Genomic DNA, 18,204 nt, shown 5'->3' with positions numbered 1-18,204 from the left:
CCGAGTGAATACCACGGGCTAAATCGCTATTTGATCAGTTTTAATAACGCCCTAAATCGCTCGCCTTGGGCTTGATGTTGTAATTCAAATAATAGCGATTCCACGTTAGTTAATAGGGCGCCCCTGGCCGTCATCATTTGGATCCCAAGTTGTTTATTCTCAGCACTGCGTGACGATACGCAATCGGCGACTAAATGCACCGAATATTGCTGCTCGATAAGGTCACAACAGGTTTGGTAAACACACACATGGGTTTCAATACCCGCGACTATGACGTGTTTGCGATTCGTCTTAGTTAATGCCTTTGCAAACGCGTCACAGTGCCAGCCGCTAAAATGCTGCTTAGCAATGGGTGAGCTGGTTTTCGCAAGTAAGGTTTGCAGCTCAGTGCTAGTTGCTCCGAGTTTATCGGGTAGTTGTTCTAACCACAGTATTGGAATTTCAAATAATTGTGCGCCTTGGATTAAGGTCTGTAGTTGTTGATGCAGCTTGTCACTGTTATCCATGATTTGTGCAAGTTTTCCTTGCACATCGACGATAACGAGAACACATTCTTCTGGTTTTAACATCGGGCCTTCCTTCTGCGCTTGATGATTGTCTTAGTGATGATCTTCGCTTTTGTCTAAGAGCTTGTGTTGTGATGCTCAGATTTCATCTCGATTTACGCTTCCCCCAGTAGACCCTAATTTAACCTTGTTACCAATAGGCCTAAGGTCGAATAGCTGTCGCACTTAAACTGCTCACTAAAAGAGTGCATCGCACCAGTTTGTGCTCGATTATGGTGCGTTTTTAACCTTAAAAAATAGTGTTAAACAATTTAAACCAATAATAATCAATAGATTAAATTGTTGGCCTAATGATTGAATTACCTTTGATACAAGTTAATAACAATCGCGTTTTTTTGGAGGTCAGGATGAAACTAGTCAGCGCTATCATCAAGCCGTTTAAGTTGGATGATGTCCGTGAAGCTATCGCCGGAATTGGTATTGAGGGCATGACGGTGACCGAAGTGAAAGGTTTTGGCCGTCAGAAAGGGCATACAGAGTTGTATCGCGGCGCCGAGTATCAGGTGGATTTTTTGCCAAAAGTAAAACTAGAAATTGCCACTAAGGCTGAAAATCTCGACATGTTGATTGAGGCGATTACCACTGCGGCCCATACGGGGAAAATTGGTGACGGTAAGATCTTCGTCGTTGATTTAGAACATGCTATCCGTATCCGTACGGGTGAACTTGATACTGAAGCGCTATAAGGGGCTGACAATGGAAGAATTAACGAAATTAGGCGGCACAGTCACTGAACTACGCTTTGCACTCGATACCTTTTACTTTTTGATTTCTGGTGCTTTAGTCATGTGGATGGCGGCGGGATTCGCTATGTTAGAAGCGGGTTTAGTTCGCTCTAAAAATACCACTGAAATTTTAACTAAGAACGTTGTGCTGTACGCGATTGCCTGTGTGATGTATCTGTTGGTTGGCTATAACATCATGTATGTGGATAACACTGAAGGTGGCTGGTTACCGTCAATTGGCACCTTAATTGGTTCGCAATCAGCAGATGCGAGCCATGCATTAGAATCTGACTTCTTCTTCCAAGTTGTATTTGTGGCAACGGCGATGTCAATTGTCTCTGGTGCTGTGGCGGAACGGATGAAGTTGTGGGCTTTCTTGTTCTTTTCTGTGGTGATGACAGCGGTTATCTATCCAGTAGAAGGTTATTGGACTTGGGGCCAAGGTTTTATCGCTAAACTGGGCTTTGTAGACTTTGCTGGTAGCGGTATTGTGCATATGACGGGGGCGACCGCGGCGATTGCTGGCGTGATATTGCTCGGTGCGCGTAAGGGTAAATACGGGCCTAATGGCCAAGTGAATCCTATTCCAGGCTCTAACTTGCCAATGGCAACCTTAGGTATGTTTATTCTGTGGATGGGCTGGTTTGGCTTTAACGGCGGCTCGCAATTAATGGTGTCGGATGCGGCGAATGCAAGCTCAGTGGCAAAAGTGTTTGTGAATACCAATACTGCAGCGGCTTTTGGTGCCATCTCTGCGCTTATCGTGTGTAAGATGATTTGGGGTAAAGCGGATTTGACCATGATCCTTAACGGTATTTTGGCTGGATTAGTGGCGATTACGGCAGATCCTCTCTCGCCTTCATTGTTAATGGCGGGTGCGATTGGTTTAGTGGCGGGCGGCGTGGTGGTGTTCTCGATTGTGGGCTTAGATCGCATTAAGATCGACGATCCCGTTGGTGCGATTTCAGTACACGGTGTGGCTGGTTTCCTTGGTTTAATGTGTGTGCCATTATCCAATGCCAATGCAACTATTACCGGACAGTTGACGGGCGCAGCGATCATTTTCACTTGGGTGTTCTGCTCATCATTTGCAGTCTGGTATGTGATTAAGATAACCATGGGGATCCGTGTGACTGAGGAAGAAGAATACAACGGTATGGATGCTTCTGACTGCGGTATTGATGCCTATCCTGAGTTTGTTACGGTCAAAAATGCGGGCTGATTAAACTTGCACATTAACACGTGATTCACCTTGATGCTTAGCTTGGATCGAGGGATAGTGAAGCAGAGCCTAGGCTCTGCTTTTTTATGGGTAATCAATGTGATTGAAGTTTAAGCACAGGGTCATAAGCTTAATTACTGAGCAATTCTGTTTTCTTGTATAAATTAAGGAGTGTTCTATGAGCTTGAATATAAAAACAATAGGTCAATTTTCGCGACTAAGTCTTATCGTCATTTCTGGCTGGATATCGGTTTCTGCCTTTGCAGGAGAAGTGATCGTTAATCGCTCAAGTGAGCCTGTCGATGCCTTTGCCGTGCGTGATCAAGTGCTCAAGGATTTTGAATGGCAGGAGTCGCTTCGTCGCCAGCAGCAAATCCAAATTTTGCAGGCTTTACCCTCAGGTTGCGTTACGGTCATGAAACCCTATCGACATTTTACCTGTGGAGAGCATAACTATCGGCCGTATCATTATCAGCAGCGTGAGTTATACATAGAAGTTGACCGACCTTCACAATAGTTAATTCGTTAAATTATTTGCGATTATTTTCAATCGATCGCGATTATCATTTTTTGTAACCATTTTATGTCGTCTTTTTCGCCATTTGTAATAAGCTCAAATAGGAGCTAATGGTGTGGGAGGACGTATGTCGAAACTATTCCGAGCCGTATACTTGAGTACGATCTTGAGCGTTGTATTCAGTCAATTGTTTGCTTGTAGCTCGACGACCATCGCGCCTGATCCGTCTGATCTTGAGTCGCTACTTGCCGATTCACTGTTTACCCCTGTGGCCGATATTCCTTCTGTTGCTGATATCTTTTATCTGCCCCCCGAGGTTGTGATAGACGTAAAACGTCGCTATGGGATATACACTTTGTCACACAATAACAACATGTTAGCCAATGAATGGTTAGCTAGTTATATCAATGCGAGTCAAACCAATAGCGCTAACATTGATTTTCGATATCAAAATAATCTGACCCAAATTGCCCGTGAAACCTACGCCCAAAGGGCGGGTAATTGCATGTCTTTAGTGGTCATGACTTCTGCATTAGCGGACATATTGAATGTGAGTGCTGAGTATCAAGATATCGCGATAGAACCCGTATGGGATAAGCAAGGTGATTTCTATTTAATCAATGGGCATGTGAATTTACGTTTATTTCCACCTGAAAACGCACATTCAGTTTATGTGTCATCTGCAGCTGTTTTAGTGGACTTTATGCCGGAGCGAGCTCTACGGGGATACGGTAAAACCCAAGTGGATCGGCAGACCTTAATCAGTATGTTTTACAACAACATGGCGGCAGAGTCTTTGGTGAACGGTGATTTAGACAGGGCCTATGCCTTGATCAAAGCGGGTTTAAAAGTCGGCCAGTTTGTTCCTTCACTCAACACGCTCGCCATTATTTACCGGCATAAAGGTGATGAAAAGCGGGCCGAACAGGTTTATCGCTATGCACTCAAGTTTGATGCGAAAAATCTGACAACGCTTTATAACTTAGCCTTGATTTTAGGGGAGCAGGGTCGGCTTGATGAATGGGCCGAAATTAATAAAGTGCTTGAATTAGCGCGAATACGTAATCCCTATTATTACTATGATATGGGGCAGCAAGCCTATGATGAGCATCAATACAACGAGGCCTTGGCTTGGTATCAAAGGGCGTTGGCAAAAGCGGATTATCGTCATGAGTTCTTCTTCGGTTTATCTAAAACCTACTGGGCTCTGGGGGACGAAAAGCGTGCCAAACTGAATATGGATAAAGCCTTGGCTTTGAGCCGAGATGAGTCAGAGCGTCAACGCTATCAGAGCAAGTTACAAGTCATGTTACAGCATTAGCATTTGCCCGCTTTTTTCTATGGAGAGCTGGTCATCAATTATGCTTATTACGGGTAAACATCTTTGCTTGCTAACATAGGGCACCTAAATACACTTGCAGCAAATATGTTTATTCCTTTTTATCCGCCATATTCGATTTTGTTCATCAAGGCTGTGAGTTAGCTGGCATATTTGAATTTTTATTTTTTTAAAATATATTAAAACAATAAGTTATATTTGATTTTTTGAAATGGAGACAACTTGGTTGCATTGGCGCCTGAGACTCGATAAATTGAACCCAGTATTGCAGTTGAGATCCCTTATCGCAGCGATAGAAATAGCCTAAAACACCAGCGTTGGAGCAGTAAAATTATGTATTACCAAAATGATGACGTTCGCATTAAAGAAGTAAAAGAGTTACTTCCACCTATCGCGATTCTTGAACGATTTCCTGCTTCCGAAAAAGCCTCTGCGACTGTGTTTAATGCGCGTAATAGTATCCATAATATTCTGGCTAAGTCTGATGATCGTCTCTTAGTGGTGATTGGCCCTTGTTCTATCCACGATCCCAAAGCTGCGTTGGAATATGGACAGCGTTTGGTCTCACTGCGTGAACGTTATAAAGATCAACTCGAAATTGTGATGCGAGTGTATTTTGAAAAACCAAGAACCACAGTGGGTTGGAAGGGGCTGATTAACGATCCTTACATGGATAACAGCTTTAAACTCAATGATGGTTTACGCACCGCCCGTAAATTATTAGTGGATTTGAACGACAGCGGTATGCCAACCGCGGGTGAGTTTCTTGACATGATCACCCCACAATATATGGCTGATTTAATGTGCTGGGGAGCCATTGGCGCCCGTACGACAGAATCTCAAGTACACAGAGAGTTAGCCTCGGGTCTTTCTTGTCCGGTCGGCTTTAAAAATGGTACAGATGGCACGATTAAAGTTGCTATTGATGCGATAGGTGCTGCCAATGCACCACACCATTTTTTATCTGTGACTAAGTTGGGCCATTCGGCGATCGTTTCGACTAAGGGCAATCCTGATTGCCACATTATTTTACGGGGTGGCCGCGAGCCCAATTATAGCGCGCCGCATGTCACTGAGATTAGCCAGCAATTGTTAAAAGCAAAGCTTGCCGACAACATCATGATCGACTTTAGCCATGCGAATAGTAGTAAAGAGTATCAACGTCAGTTAGTGGTTGCTGAAGATGTCGCTGGTCAAGTGGCGGCGGGAAATACTGCTATTTTTGGTGTTATGGTAGAAAGCCATTTAGTGGAAGGTCGTCAAGATCTTATTGAAGGTCAAGAGTTATGCTATGGGCAGAGTATTACCGATGCGTGTATTGGTTGGGATGATACCGAGCGTCTGTTAGCCATTTTGAATCAAAGCATTATCGAACGCCGTCAGGTTTAATTATCTGCTCAAGCGAACATAAACCGCAACTATACCTGAGTCAGGCGTTAACGATTGCGGGTTAAGTAAAAACAAAGGCACTATCCCGGCGCCTTTGTTTTATCTATTTATTGCTTATTTCAACAATGTATTCATTTGCTTTGGCTAAGCTACCAAAGGCGGCAATAAGGTTGTTTCTACCTTTATCTTGTATCTCTGGATTGCCTGATTCGATCATCATCCACACCCAAGTTTGGATCAGTGGTAATGGCGGGTATTGAACTTTAGCGGAATCCAACATAAAGCTTCCTTTGATCTTAATTTAATTTGTTTGTCTTAATGTTCTCGCTAGAACTTGGGCGTATGAATCGCAAAATCTAGCGCGTAGAGGTTAACAAATTCTATTGATTTGTATAACCGCCTCCATGGCATTTTGGGCAAAACGGCAAAAATAATCAACAGCAGCAACTTTGTGCCAAGCCTTCTTCCATTGCACTCTTATCCTCTTACATACGGCTCTGAGGTTAAGTAAAACGGTACATGCCTGAACACAAATCAGTATAAATTCATTTATTGTGAATACGCCAGTGTAATGCGTAAGTATGATGTTTTGGCTTTAAATGCAATCAAAATAGCAGCTGAGTATGTCGTGAATAAGTCTATTTGTCTGTCAGGAAAATCTGATTGATTTTATTCAGACTTTGCTAGTTTCGCTTAGCTTATGTCCGGTGTGAACTGTTACAATTGGCATAACTCATTCAAGGTTATGTCCTATGCGCCCAACGTTATATTTTGAAGGTCCAGTCGATAAATTAAACTGGCACGTCATGAAGCTGCTTTGGCCTTACTTATTGGAATACAAAGGCCGTATTGCGTTGGCGATGTCATGCCTCATCATCGCTAAGCTGACCAGCGTGGCTCTACCTTTTATTCTGAAGCATTTGGTCGACACCTTAGATGCCGATAAAACCGCGCAAGCCCTCAGTGTGCCCGTAGGATTAGTGTTGGCCTATGGTGCGATTCGTTTACTGACGGCGATTACGGGGGAGATCCGCGATACCTTGTTTGGTCGGGTGACTGAGCGGGCGATCCGCCGTTTAGGCTTAGCGGTATTCGACCATTTACACCGACTGGATCTCGACTTTCATCTAGAGCGCAAAACCGGCGGCCTATCCCGCGATATTGAACGCGGCACCAGCGGCGTGAGTTTCCTCATGCGTTTTATGGTGTTCAACATAGTGCCGACCTTGCTCGAAATTGTCATGGTGATTGGCATTTTCTTTTATAACTACGGCATTGCGTTTGCGGCAATCACCTTTATTGCTGTGTTGGCTTATATTATTTTTTCTGTGGTCGCGACCGAATGGCGTACTGAGTATGTACGTGATGCGGCCAAGGCTGACTCGTTATCGAATACCCGCGCCATCGACAGCTTGCTGAACTATGAAACGGTAAAGTATTTTAATAATGAAAAGTATGAGTCGCAGCGCTATGACCAAGCGCTTGAACAGTGGGAGATAGCTAAGCGTAAGAATCGTTTATCTTTGTTTGCGCTCAATGGTGGACAAGCTGTGATTATCGCTTTGGCTATGACTGCTATGATGGCGCTGGCGGCTTACCGAGTTACCTATGGCGATATGACCTTAGGTGATTTTGTGTTGATTAATGCGTTTATGATGCAGCTCTTTTTACCCCTTAACTTCTTAGGTTTTGTGTATCGCGAAATTCGCGGCGCGTTAGCCAATATTGAGCGCATGTTTAGCCTACTTGATAAACATCCTATGATAGTCGACTTACCCCAAGCACTCGATTTTCAACCCACTAAGGGTGAGTTGATATTTGAAAATGTTAATTTCAGCTACGATGAGCGGCAAATTCTGCGGGACGTGAGCTTTAAGGTTGAAGCCGGTAAAAAGGTGGCTGTTGTAGGTGATAGTGGCGCAGGTAAATCGACCCTGATTAAACTGCTATTTCGATTTTACGATGTGGACCAAGGTGCGATTAAAATCGATGGTCAAGATATCCGCCATCTCACCCAAGATGCGCTGCGGCGTGCCATTGCCATAGTGCCGCAGGATACTGTGCTGTTTAACGATTCATTAGTCGAAAATATACGTTATGGTCGCCCAAGCGCGACGGATGAAGAGGTGCGTAACGCTATTAAATTAGCGCACTTAGAGCAATTTATTGCATCACTTGCCCTTGGTTGGGACACAAAGGTGGGTGAACGCGGCTTAAAGCTATCTGGCGGAGAAAAACAGCGGGTCGCGATAGCAAGGGCCATTTTGAAGGGCTCGCCAGTGCTGGTGTTTGATGAGGCGACATCTTCACTCGATAGTCGCTCCGAGCAAGCTATTTTGTCGGCACTGCGGGAAGTCGCTAAGGGGCACACTAGCCTAGTGGTGGCTCATAGGTTATCGACCATAGTCGATGCCGATCAAATTGTGGTATTAAGCCAAGGAGAAATAGTTGAGCAAGGTAATCATCAGACTTTGCTGTTGGCAAATGGTCTCTATGCCAAATTATGGCGGATACAAAATGAGCAACAACATACTCATCTGAGCAGTTAATAGCGTAATACAGTTCAGTCTTTATTCAGCTTCGGCTCTCTATACTCAATGCCAACACATCAATCGGAAGAGATCTGGCATGGAAAATATTACACTGAGAGCTAATATTGAAGGCAAAGAAGAAAAAGTCGCCACTGATTGGTATGCCATCATGGCGACATTGAAAAAACGTGGTGTTGATTATGATTCATTGCAACGCATTCATGCTGAATTGAATGCGGGCCTGTTGGTTACTACTCGGCGACTTACCTTGGCTAAAGTCAATCCAGAAATGGTGCTGGCGGGTGTGATCCGCGATATGAACGCGCCGACAAGTGACTTTATGGGTATGCGTTAGGTGTGTTCGCTAGTGCTTTAGTACAGTTTAGGTGAGAACGTCCGAGAATAGAGGTGAGCCTCTATTCTTGATGCTCTAGAGAGACTCCAGAGATAAAATATGGCTGAATTAAGCTACGCCGTTCAGCTTCCCCGCTTTCCAACCTTCACATAAAAGATTCAATTTAGGTACTGACTCATCTATCAAAGTGAGTCGAATGATCTGCCCTTCGCGAAAACACACTAGTTCACCTTCGATCTCGGTCAGGCGATTACAGCTCTTACAGCTAGTGCTTACAGTTTTACTGGCGGGCAGTTGGCTTACGAAGCTAGATTTCAAAGTGTTTCCTTAAGTTCAATTGTGGGTAAGACATTTGAATAATGTCTCACGTCACGGATCTTACCTCTTTTGTGATACGCATTCAAATATACCTTATGTAAACCCTATATAGACGAAAGTTGTATTCGCCATTAACCGCGAGGGTTCGCGGCTACTTATCCATATGTGCATAGTATTTATCGAGTGAAATGGATAAACCGCTATCGAGTACAATTCGGACATGTGAGGGTTTGAGTTGTCTTGGTTCTGTCACTCCGCAAGAGTGCGCAATTAAGGCTAAGTCATTGTGTAAATTATGATTATAGTTAGCAACACGAGCCGATTTATCCCTAGGATCGAGTCCTTGTTGTAGCTTGGGATTGTGGGTTGTGATGCCCGTTGGGCAGGTATCTCTATTGCACTGTAAGGCTTGAATACAACCTAGGGCGAACATATTACCGCGGGCCGATGCGATGAAGTCTGCACCTAATGCCAAAGCCCAAGCGACTCTTGATGGCACTATGAGTTTACCCGAAGCGATGACTTTGATGCGTTTACGCAAGCCTCGTTGGATCAAGACATTAACTAGGATAGGTAAGCTTTCCTTCAGTGGTAATCCGACATAATCCATTAAAGGTTGTGGTGCAGCGCCTGTGCCGCCATCGGCACTGTCTAAAGTAAAGAAGTCGGGGGCAGAGTCTTCGCCACGACGTTCGATTTCATCACATAAATCTTCGAGCCACTGTACGTCACCGAGTACGGCCTTAATGCCCGTTGGTTTACCTGTAACTTCACGTACTCGTTCAACCATATCCAAAATATCGTTCACGGATTTGAATTCAATATGACCATTAGGGCTAATAGAGTCATAACCCTGAGGAATACCGCGGATATGGGCAATTTCAGCTGTGACTTTGATCCCTGGTAAAATGCCGCCTTTGCCCGGTTTAGCTCCTTGACTCATTTTAATTTCAAACATTTTGACTTCGGGATGAATGGCTATCGACTTGAGCTTTTCATCGTCTAAATGTCCGTGCTCATTACGTACACCGTATTTGGCCGTTCCAATTTGAAAGACGATATCGCAGCCACCTTTTAGATGATAAGGGCTCAAGCCGCCTTCACCTGTGTTAAGCCAGCAACCCGCCTGCGCTGCACCGTGGGAAAGGGCGGTAATTGCTGGGCGCGATAGAGCCCCAAAGCTCATGGCTGAAATATGACAAATGGCTTGAGTCGTATAGGGTTGGCGGCAATTGGTGCCAATTGTCAGTGGATGAATGGGTGTGATCTCTTCATCTTGGGTTGGGAAGGCGGTATTCATAAACATAACAGTACCGGCAGTATCCAAGGGGCGAGTCGAACCAAAGGCGATAGTTCTATCGACATTTTTAGCGGCGCGGTACACCCAGCTGCGTTCAGCACGGTTGAAGGGCAATTCTTCCCTGTCTTGGGCGAAAAAGTATTGTCTGAAAAACTCACCTTGCTTTTCAAACAAATATCGAAAGCGACCAATCACGGGATAGTTATGTCTTACCGCTTGTTTGGTCTGCATTTTATCTGCGATATACATGTAAATAACCGCGAGTACTGCGAGTCCTATTACAATCAAAAACAGCCCTGAAAATAGATCGAGTCCCCACATAAACCAATTGAGTTCACTCATGTTATTTATCCTTATTCTTGTCCGTAACGGGTGGCGATCAAGCTCGCAGGTTGGTCATCATTAAGAGATAGTAAAAACAGCTGGCTATAATCATCTTCGCTGATCGCTTGGATCTCTGGTCCGCCAAGGGCTTTAATGATCAGTGGGACAGTGTTTGAATGCCCAACGATGAGTGTATTGCCCTTTACAGCATGCACTTGTTCAACAATGTGTTGAATATATCCTTCGATAGGTTTGGCTGCTTCTACTATCGTCACAGGTAAATGGCGAGCCTCGGAGATGGGCGCGAGTGTTTGTTGGGTTCTTAGATATTGAGTTGCAATAAGTTGCGACAGCGGCGTGCGGCTCAAGGCAGTGATCAGTGATGTTGCGCGCATTTCTCCCTTGGGTGATAACTGCGGGTTATTGGCTGGCGTGTCGGCTTTTTCGGCATGTCTGACTAAAATAATTAGTCTGCTCTCCGCATGAGCTTGGCTAATGGGAGTAAAGCCGAGGCAAGTGAATATGACGAGGCTTGTTAGCAGGCTAAAGCGTTTTATATTGATACCCAGATTATGCTTAAAATAGTGCTTAAGGATTAGTGTAAACCCGTGAAAGCGGAAATGACTCAAACTGCGGCCTGCTGCCATGGTGTAACATCCTTTTCTATTGGCTTATGTCTAAGCTCAGCGATAGTAATGATCTGCATTGCGGTGGGTTGGCGCTTTATGCACCTTATTAAAGAATGAACCCACTTAATTTATGTGGGCCTTATCATGGCCTTGTGGTCAGATGGTACTTCAATTCTAAAAATTACTAAAGCTGGTTAAATTTTGGTCGATAATTAAGTCGACCCGAATTGAATGGATAGTCATCATGGAAATCAATAAACCCCCTCAAGTGCAAAGTACTCCTTTGCCACAGAAAAAATATGCTGAAAACGCGGCGTCTAAGGGCACCGAAGTGAGTGATTCGAAGGACGCGAAAGCCACAGAAGTAACCTCGAAGCAAACCGCGCAGCAAACGAGTAAGCAGCTGATGAATCAAGCGATTTTATCGGCACAGCAAGATGTGAATATCAAGTCAGGCGATCAGTCTATGGCCTTGCTTTATCGCGCAGCGATAGAGTCGATTAATAAAGAATTAGCGCCCACTATGGGCGAGAACGCGATTCAGACGGCTTACGATAATGGCGTAGATACTTCTCCAGAAGCGACTGCAGATCGTATCGTGAGTTTTGCGACGCAGTTTTTTAGCATTCACCAACAACAAAATTCGGGTATGAGTCTAAGTGATCAACTCGATAGCTTTATGGGGATTATTGGCGGTGCCATCGACAATGGCTTTAAAGAGGCTAAAGATATTCTGTCCGGCCTTAAAGTATTGCAGGGTGATATTGCCGATGGTGTCGATAAAACCTACAGCTTAGTGCAAGAGGGGCTGCAAGCCTTTAGAGATAGCTTTAACAAGAAGACTGATGAGACAGCATCGAGTCCGAGTTAATACCTCAGTATTTTCAGTTCTATATTCAGCGTTATAGTCATAAGCCCCTTATATAAGGGGTTTTTGTTGTGCAGAAAAAAGTCTATGCTGGAAGCCTATTTAACGTTTCGCTTGAGGGCAAGTTATGTGGATTAGGGGACAAGTGATAGAACGTATTGATTGGAGTGATAAGTTATTCTCATTGCGCATTGCTGCCGAGTTAGCTCCATTTATTCCTGGTCAGTTTATCAAGTTAAGTCAAATGCAAGATGATAAGCGTGTGGCTAGAGCCTACTCCTTAGTTAATTCTCCCGATAAACCCTATGCCGAGGTGCTCGCCGTTGCGGTAGAGGATGGCCTGTTATCGCCTCAATTACACAACCTTGCAATAGGCGATGAAATTGAAATTACCTCAACCGCGACCGGTTTTATGACCTTAGCTGAAATTCCTAAGGGTGAACTCCAAGGGAAGCATTTGTGGTTTTTAGCCACAGGAACAGCGGTAGGGCCATTTTTGTCTATGCTCGACACCGATGAACCTTGGGAGCGTTTTGAAAAAGTCGTGCTTGTGTATGGCGTGCGCGAGGCACAGGATTTGGCATATCTTGATAAGCTGCGTAATTTAGAACGCAAATACCCTGAACAATTTTCATTAGTCTTGAGTGTGACCCGTAAACCCTTTGCCGATGCTTTGCAGTGCCGCATTCCCGAGGGAATAGTCTCGGGTGAAATCGAAAAAAAGGCAGGATTAACCTTAAACGCAGCTGACTCTCAAGTTATGATCTGCGGCAATCCGGGTATGATTAATGGTGCGCAAGCCGCTTTACTCGATAAAGGGTTAGTGAAGAATTTACGCCGTGCTCCTGGGCAAATTACCGTTGAAAAATACTGGTAATCTCAATTTTACATAGAAGGCGAGAGTAAACTTGTTGCCGTTCTTGCCCCTAAAAAGCCATAGCGTTTAATGCAAACAAAAGGAAATTTTTGATGAAGTTGTTAAGTTCTCAAGCTTCGCCCTATGCCCGTTGTGTAAGAGCCTTAATCCAGTATCTAGGGATTAACAATATTGAAGAGCAGTTAGTTAATCCCTTTGAAAACAGCGCAGAATTACTCGATGCTAACCCGTTAGGACAGATCCCGTGTCTTATTACCAACGATGGTGTAGCACTATTCGATAGTGAAGTGATCATGCGTTACCTAGATGCAGAGCTTGGCGATCGTAAGATGTTTGGGATCTCAAATAATAACTGGGTGCTGGAGTGTCAGTATTCTTTAGTCAAAGGCTTAATCGATAGTGCGGTGAAATTACGCCAAGAGCAAATGCGTGAAGAAGAAGGCGTGAGATCAGTATTTTGGACTGCACGTTTTGAACAAGCACTGCTGCGCGGCCTTATGCAGATTGAGCTTCAAACTGTGATCACCCAAACCACGATTCAAGCACCGCAATTAGCCTTGATTTGCTTACTCGATTATGTGGATTTTAGACATCCAGAGCTAGATTGGCGTAAGGTTGCACCTGCGACAGCACTTTGGTTCAGTGAAATGCGTGATTTACCTGCATTTATTCAAACTCGTCCCCAATAATCCGCAGAGGATGCTCAACCGTCGGTTGCGCGTCTTCCTCTTGGCCTATCACGGCGATTTTGTTCACCAAAAGCGCCGAATAACTCACGAGTAACCCCATATTCTACTCTGCGATCATTGCCTAGTTGGCGCCTGTCTTCATGGTGTTGATAGCGGCATTGGCAGTTTGCCATAGTGCATTCTTCCATCGGAATTTCGGGCGCATCTTTTGATAAAAATCGTTTTCCAGAAAGCGCTTCAATCTGCTCACAGCAACTGCCGTTATTCACTATGCTCACACTGTGAAAACTGTGAGTCTTATTAATGCTGGGATCAGCAGCTTGAGAAGAGTGTTTATGTCTTTTGGGACGACTATTGAGTTTGAATAAGCCAAATAGCGCAATTGCGGCTACGCCTAGCAGCAAAACAGTTAACATAACGCCTCCTGAAAGCATTTTTATCAAATTAAGGTTCAGTTTAGTTTGATTTGAGATAATCTCAAATTTTCAGATTAATACCATTAAAAACATGAAGTTAATTAGCTGCTTGCTCTCAAGTTCTGTATCTATTACTCTTGCGAAACTGATAAGCATTATCATTAATGCGTTAGTGTTCTAATTTTGCAGAACACGTCATCACTTTGGGGAGAATTCGGTAATGAAATGGGTAACTTGCGCGGCTGTTGTTGGGTTAATGTCGGTTGGGCATTCAGCGAATGCAGATGATAAATTAACCGTTTATTCTTATCGTCAAGCTTTCTTGGTGGAGCCTATCCTGACGCGTTTCACCGAAGAAACTGGCATAGGTGTGAATTTGGTATTTGCTAAAGACGGTATTGCCGAGCGTCTCGTCCGTGAAGGCCGTTTATCCCCAGCGGATCTTGTGCTGACGTCTGATTTTTCACGTTTAGTTGAATTAGTGGATAAAGATCTAACCTCTCCAGTCAAAAATCCCCTGCTAGAGAGCAATATTCCTGCGCAGTATCGCGACCCCGATGGTCAGTGGTATGCCCTGACTATGCGGGTGCGAAATCTCTATACAGCCAAGGATCGTTTAGGCCAGCAGCAATTGACCTATGAAGAATTAGCCGATCCCAAATATAAAGGAAAGATTTGTACTCGCAGTGGTAAGCATCCATACAACATAGCGTTAGTCGCATCTATGATTGCTCATCACGGTGAAGCTGAGGCAAAAACTTGGTTACAAGGCGTGAAAACTAATTTAGCCCGCAAACCTCAGGGGAACGACAGGGGGCAAATTGCCGCAGTAAAAGAAGGTGTGTGTGAGATCGCCATTGGTAATAGCTACTATTACGGCAATATGTTGCAGGATCCTGAGCAAAAGGCGATCGCCGAAGCTGTGACGCTCAACTTCCCGAACCAAGCTGACCGCGGTGCCCATGTGAATGTGTCTGGCATGGTATTAACTCGCCATGCGCCTAATAAAGCCAATGCGATCAAATTGATGGAGTTCTTATCCGCCGATGTGGCTCAAAAGGCTTATGCCGATGTGAATATGGAATATCCAGTGAAAGCCGATGTGGCACCTTCATCTTTAGTGGCTTCATGGGGTAAGTTTAAGTCAGATCAATTGCCCATTTTTAAGTTGGCAGAATATCACCAAGCGGCGGTTAAGCTATTAGATGAAGTGCAGTTTGATCTCTAGCTCCAGTGCTAGCGACAAAATGCAGATTTAGGTTATCAGCGCCAGTGATTGGCGCTGTGACGTTTTAAGGATTGACATGATTTTAGGATTAGCCAGAAGCTGGTCGCTTGCTGGTTATGCCGTGGCCGCCTTGCTGGTATTGCCACTATTTGCGTTGATATTTCAAGCTTTTCAGCCTGACGAAGCCGTGTTTGGGCACTTGATGGCAACGGTTCTGCCGACATATATCATTAATAGTTTATTGCTGATTTTCTGGGTGAGTCTGGGGGCGTTATTACTCGCGTTACCCTGCGCTTGGTTGATGGCTCGTTGTGAATTTGTCGGCAGGCGATATTTGCAATGGGCGCTATTATTGCCCCTCGCTATGCCTGCGTATATTGTTGCCTACGTCTATACCGATTTACTCGATTATGCTGGGCCAGTGCAGCGCAGTCTTCGTTCGATATTTGGTTGGAACTCACCGCAGGATTATTTCTTCCCCGATATTCGTACCTTAGGCGGCGCGGCGTGTATGTTGTCGCTGGTTTTGTTTCCCTATATTTATCTCTTGGCGCGTACCGCTTTTATGGAGCAATCCTTAAGTTTGGCGCATGCTTCGCGCATTATGGGCTGTTCACCGTGGCAAAGTTTTTGGCGTTTATCTTTGCCTATGGCAAGGCCTGCGCTCGCCGTTGGGGTGGCTTTAGTGGCGATGGAGACGGCCGCTGATTTTGCAACGGTTAACTATTTTGCCGTGCCTACTTTAACGACAGCCGTGTACGACACTTGGTTGGGTTATGGCAATTTGACCGCCGCCGCTAAGTTATCGGCGATTATCTTGCTGGTAGTGTTTAGCCTGATTGGATTTGAGCGTTTTGCCCGTCGTAAACAGCAGTTATTCCAAAAACAATCACGTATACAAGTCACTGACTTGTATCGACTCTCGATGACTCAAACCTTGGTCGCACTCAGCTTTTGCGGCATGCTATTGCTATTAGCCTTTCTGTTACCTTTCGGGATTTTATTTTCCTATGCGATTGGTTACTTTGAACAAAGCTGGGATAAGAGTTTTTGGCAATTGAGTCTTAACAGCCTCAGTCTTGCGCTGATCACCAGTTTACTCTGTTGCTTAATCGCCTTACTGCTTATGTTCGTTCGCCGGATAAGCCCAAGACAGAGTGATGCTTTGCCCTCACGGTTAGCTTCGACGGGCTATGCCTTACCAGGCACTGTGCTGGCTATTGGGGTATTAGTGCCTTTAACTATGTTAGATTTTGCGATTAACGATCTGGCGGATCTTGTCGGCATAGCAGGTCCTGGTCTTATCCTTACAGGCAGTGTGATGGCATTGATTTTTGCTTTTTGTGTACGTTTCGTGGCAATTGCGATTGGCAGTGTTGAAAGCAGTTATAAACGCATCTCGCCATCGCTAGACATGGTGAGCCTGACCATGGGGCAAACTCCTAGGCAACTTTTGCGGCGGGTGCATTTGCCTTTACTTGCTAAGGGATTGTTTGCAGGTGCTTTATTGGTGTTTATCGAAAGCATGAAGGAACTGCCCGCTGCGTTATTGCTGCGGCCTATCGGCTTTGAGAATCTTGCAACTTATGTATTCCAGTTTGCGTCCGATGAAAAACTCGAGCACGGCGCATTAGCTGCTATTGTGATTGTACTGGTGGGTTTAGTGCCGCTTATTTATTTAAACCGTTCATTGGAGCATCACAGCTGATGACAAGTACGCTCAAGCTTAAGCAAATTCATAGCGATTATCAGGGCCAGCAAGTACTTAAAGGTTTGAGTTTAACGCTCGCCCAAGGGGAAATCTTGGCGTTGTTAGGCCCAAGCGGTTGTGGCAAGACGACCTTATTGCGTGCAGTTGCTGGATTACAGGCCATAAGCCAAGGTGAAATCCAGATTAATGGTCGCATAGTGAGTGGCGATAGCCAGTTTGTACCTAGCGAGCAGCGCGGCATCGGCATGATTTTTCAAGACTATGCGCTTTTCCCTCATTTGACTGTGGCGGAAAATATCCTCTTTGGGGTGGCTAGATTGTCGGGCGCAGAACGTCAGGCACGTTTGGATGAAATGCTAACCTTGGTCAAACTTGAAGGGTTGGCACAGCGTTATCCCCATGAATTATCTGGCGGTCAGCAGCAGCGAGTTTCGATTGCGCGGGCACTTGCCTATGAGCCGGAGTTATTGCTGCTCGATGAGCCTTTTTCCAATATTGATGCCCAAGTGCGCTACGAGATGATGGCGGAAATTCGCAGCATCTTAAAACAGCGTAATGTCAGCGCGGTGTTTGTTACTCATAGCAAGGATGAAGCCTTTGTATTTGCAGATACTTTAGCCATCTTTAATCAAGGCATCATAGTGCAGCATGGTAGTGCCGAAGCTTTATATGCTGCCCCAAACAGCCGCTATGTGGCGGACTTTTTAGGTAGCGGTAATTACTTACCTGCAGCAGTGTTTGATGGGCACAGTGTTGTCACTCCCATAGGTCATTTAACCAGCCTCACGCCATTAAATTTGCCGAGCGAGTTCAGCGGAACAGTATTCTTGCGACCACAGCAATTGACGCTCAGCGCCGATGAACAGGGCGTAGGTACTATCACTGAGCGACGTTTCTTAGGCGCCTTTTGTCATTATTGGGTCAAAATTGAGGCCGCTTCCCATGCTTATTATGTGGAGGTGCGTAGCCAAATGATGCAGCTAAGTATCGGTCAAAAGGTTGGGGTAACGACTGAGCCGCATTCGCTTGTGCTGTTTGAATCTTCAGCATATTCAAACTGTGGGGACCCAATCTAAGCGATGAGTATTTATTCAATGCTGATATAGCATAGCCAACTAAAGTACGACATTTTTGCTTACGTTAAACTTGGGTCTATGCGGTATTGGTTGGTGATATTTTCGACCATCCTTGCTACTTTTA

The 18,204-nt window shown here is 44.9% G+C and carries 19 protein-coding genes; 13 read left to right on the top strand and 6 right to left on the bottom strand.

The window, feature by feature from the left end:
• Positions 1-26: 26 nt before the first annotated feature.
• Positions 27-569 (bottom strand): hydrolase, encoded by a 543-nt coding sequence (locus L5M38_RS02250; protein ID WP_263139709.1) that lies wholly within the window; start codon positions 567-569, stop codon positions 27-29.
• Between the two features lie 344 nt (positions 570-913).
• Between L5M38_RS02250 and L5M38_RS02245 the strand changes: the two genes are divergently transcribed.
• The 5 genes from L5M38_RS02245 to aroG all read left to right on the top strand — a co-directional run bounded on the left by L5M38_RS02245 (position 914) and on the right by aroG (position 5,758).
• A complete protein-coding gene (locus tag L5M38_RS02245) occupies positions 914-1,252 on the top strand; it encodes a P-II family nitrogen regulator (RefSeq protein WP_028761800.1) in 339 nt (112 codons plus the stop codon).
• A 10-nt stretch (positions 1,253-1,262) separates the two neighbouring features.
• Positions 1,263-2,513: an ammonium transporter gene (locus tag L5M38_RS02240; protein ID WP_263178201.1), complete on the top strand. Its 1,251-nt coding sequence runs from the start codon at positions 1,263-1,265 to the stop codon at positions 2,511-2,513.
• Positions 2,514-2,691: 178 nt separating this feature from the next.
• The gene (locus L5M38_RS02235) at positions 2,692-3,030 is read left to right on the top strand and encodes a hypothetical protein (protein ID WP_028761802.1); all 339 of its coding nucleotides are present in this window, start codon (positions 2,692-2,694) and stop codon (positions 3,028-3,030) included.
• Between the two features lie 127 nt (positions 3,031-3,157).
• Complete coding sequence (locus L5M38_RS02230) at positions 3,158-4,351, top strand: tetratricopeptide repeat protein (protein ID WP_263178199.1); 1,194 nt, start codon at positions 3,158-3,160, stop codon at positions 4,349-4,351.
• Positions 4,352-4,702: 351 nt separating this feature from the next.
• Positions 4,703-5,758 (top strand): 3-deoxy-7-phosphoheptulonate synthase AroG, encoded by a 1,056-nt coding sequence (aroG, locus tag L5M38_RS02225; protein ID WP_131525191.1) that lies wholly within the window; start codon positions 4,703-4,705, stop codon positions 5,756-5,758.
• Positions 5,759-5,861: 103 nt separating this feature from the next.
• On the opposite strand, the gene L5M38_RS02220 is transcribed toward aroG, so the two are convergent.
• The gene (locus tag L5M38_RS02220; protein ID WP_105250227.1) at positions 5,862-6,038 is read right to left on the bottom strand and encodes a hypothetical protein; all 177 of its coding nucleotides are present in this window, start codon (positions 6,036-6,038) and stop codon (positions 5,862-5,864) included.
• 472 nt (positions 6,039-6,510) lie between these two features.
• Between L5M38_RS02220 and L5M38_RS02215 the strand changes: the two genes are divergently transcribed.
• Both L5M38_RS02215 and L5M38_RS02210 read left to right on the top strand, forming a co-directional pair.
• Entirely contained in the window at positions 6,511-8,307 is a 1,797-nt protein-coding gene (locus L5M38_RS02215; RefSeq protein WP_263178198.1) for an ABCB family ABC transporter ATP-binding protein/permease, read from the top strand.
• 79 nt (positions 8,308-8,386) lie between these two features.
• On the top strand, positions 8,387-8,644 hold the full coding sequence (locus tag L5M38_RS02210; protein WP_105250225.1) for a hypothetical protein: 258 nt from the start codon (positions 8,387-8,389) through the stop codon (positions 8,642-8,644).
• Between the two features lie 108 nt (positions 8,645-8,752).
• Here the strand turns inward: L5M38_RS02210 and L5M38_RS02205 are convergent, their stop codons facing one another.
• From L5M38_RS02205 to L5M38_RS02195, 3 genes are all read right to left on the bottom strand, one after another.
• Positions 8,753-8,962, bottom strand: coding sequence for a hypothetical protein (locus L5M38_RS02205; RefSeq protein WP_105250224.1), 210 nt, complete (start codon positions 8,960-8,962; stop codon positions 8,753-8,755).
• A gap of 151 nt (positions 8,963-9,113) precedes the next feature.
• Positions 9,114-10,604 (bottom strand): FMN-binding glutamate synthase family protein, encoded by a 1,491-nt coding sequence (locus tag L5M38_RS02200; protein ID WP_263178196.1) that lies wholly within the window; start codon positions 10,602-10,604, stop codon positions 9,114-9,116.
• A gap of 11 nt (positions 10,605-10,615) precedes the next feature.
• The gene (locus tag L5M38_RS02195; RefSeq protein WP_263178195.1) at positions 10,616-11,233 is read right to left on the bottom strand and encodes a histidine phosphatase family protein; all 618 of its coding nucleotides are present in this window, start codon (positions 11,231-11,233) and stop codon (positions 10,616-10,618) included.
• A 226-nt stretch (positions 11,234-11,459) separates the two neighbouring features.
• On the opposite strand from L5M38_RS02195, the gene L5M38_RS02190 reads away from it, so the two are divergent.
• The 3 genes from L5M38_RS02190 to L5M38_RS02180 all read left to right on the top strand — a co-directional run bounded on the left by L5M38_RS02190 (position 11,460) and on the right by L5M38_RS02180 (position 13,649).
• On the top strand, positions 11,460-12,086 hold the full coding sequence (locus tag L5M38_RS02190) for a DUF5610 domain-containing protein (RefSeq protein ID WP_168824649.1): 627 nt from the start codon (positions 11,460-11,462) through the stop codon (positions 12,084-12,086).
• A gap of 124 nt (positions 12,087-12,210) precedes the next feature.
• A complete protein-coding gene (locus L5M38_RS02185; protein ID WP_173247453.1) occupies positions 12,211-12,960 on the top strand; it encodes a ferredoxin--NADP reductase in 750 nt (249 codons plus the stop codon).
• Between the two features lie 92 nt (positions 12,961-13,052).
• Positions 13,053-13,649, top strand: a complete 597-nt coding sequence (locus tag L5M38_RS02180; protein WP_131525196.1) for a glutathione S-transferase N-terminal domain-containing protein — start codon at positions 13,053-13,055, stop codon at positions 13,647-13,649.
• A 14-nt stretch (positions 13,650-13,663) separates the two neighbouring features.
• Here the strand turns inward: L5M38_RS02180 and L5M38_RS02175 are convergent, their stop codons facing one another.
• Positions 13,664-14,065, bottom strand: a complete 402-nt coding sequence (locus tag L5M38_RS02175) for a hypothetical protein (protein WP_263178194.1) — start codon at positions 14,063-14,065, stop codon at positions 13,664-13,666.
• 220 nt (positions 14,066-14,285) lie between these two features.
• Here L5M38_RS02175 and L5M38_RS02170 point away from each other — a divergent pair, with 220 nt between their 5' ends.
• The 3 genes from L5M38_RS02170 to L5M38_RS02160 all read left to right on the top strand — a co-directional run bounded on the left by L5M38_RS02170 (position 14,286) and on the right by L5M38_RS02160 (position 18,080).
• The gene (locus tag L5M38_RS02170; protein WP_131525198.1) at positions 14,286-15,293 is read left to right on the top strand and encodes a Fe(3+) ABC transporter substrate-binding protein; all 1,008 of its coding nucleotides are present in this window, start codon (positions 14,286-14,288) and stop codon (positions 15,291-15,293) included.
• A gap of 76 nt (positions 15,294-15,369) precedes the next feature.
• Positions 15,370-17,001: an ABC transporter permease gene (locus L5M38_RS02165; RefSeq protein WP_263178193.1), complete on the top strand. Its 1,632-nt coding sequence runs from the start codon at positions 15,370-15,372 to the stop codon at positions 16,999-17,001.
• The gene (locus tag L5M38_RS02160) at positions 17,001-18,080 is read left to right on the top strand and encodes an ABC transporter ATP-binding protein (RefSeq protein WP_263178192.1); all 1,080 of its coding nucleotides are present in this window, start codon (positions 17,001-17,003) and stop codon (positions 18,078-18,080) included. The genes L5M38_RS02165 and L5M38_RS02160 overlap by 1 nt, the downstream gene beginning before the upstream one ends.
• The last annotated feature ends 124 nt before the right edge of the window (positions 18,081-18,204 follow it).

Source organism: Shewanella sp. SM101 (assembly GCF_025654465.1).
GTDB classification, from domain to species: Bacteria; Pseudomonadota; Gammaproteobacteria; order Enterobacterales; family Shewanellaceae; genus Shewanella; species Shewanella oncorhynchi.
Note: the sequence above shows the minus strand (reverse complement) of the source record. Positions and strands in the feature narration are given on the sequence as shown.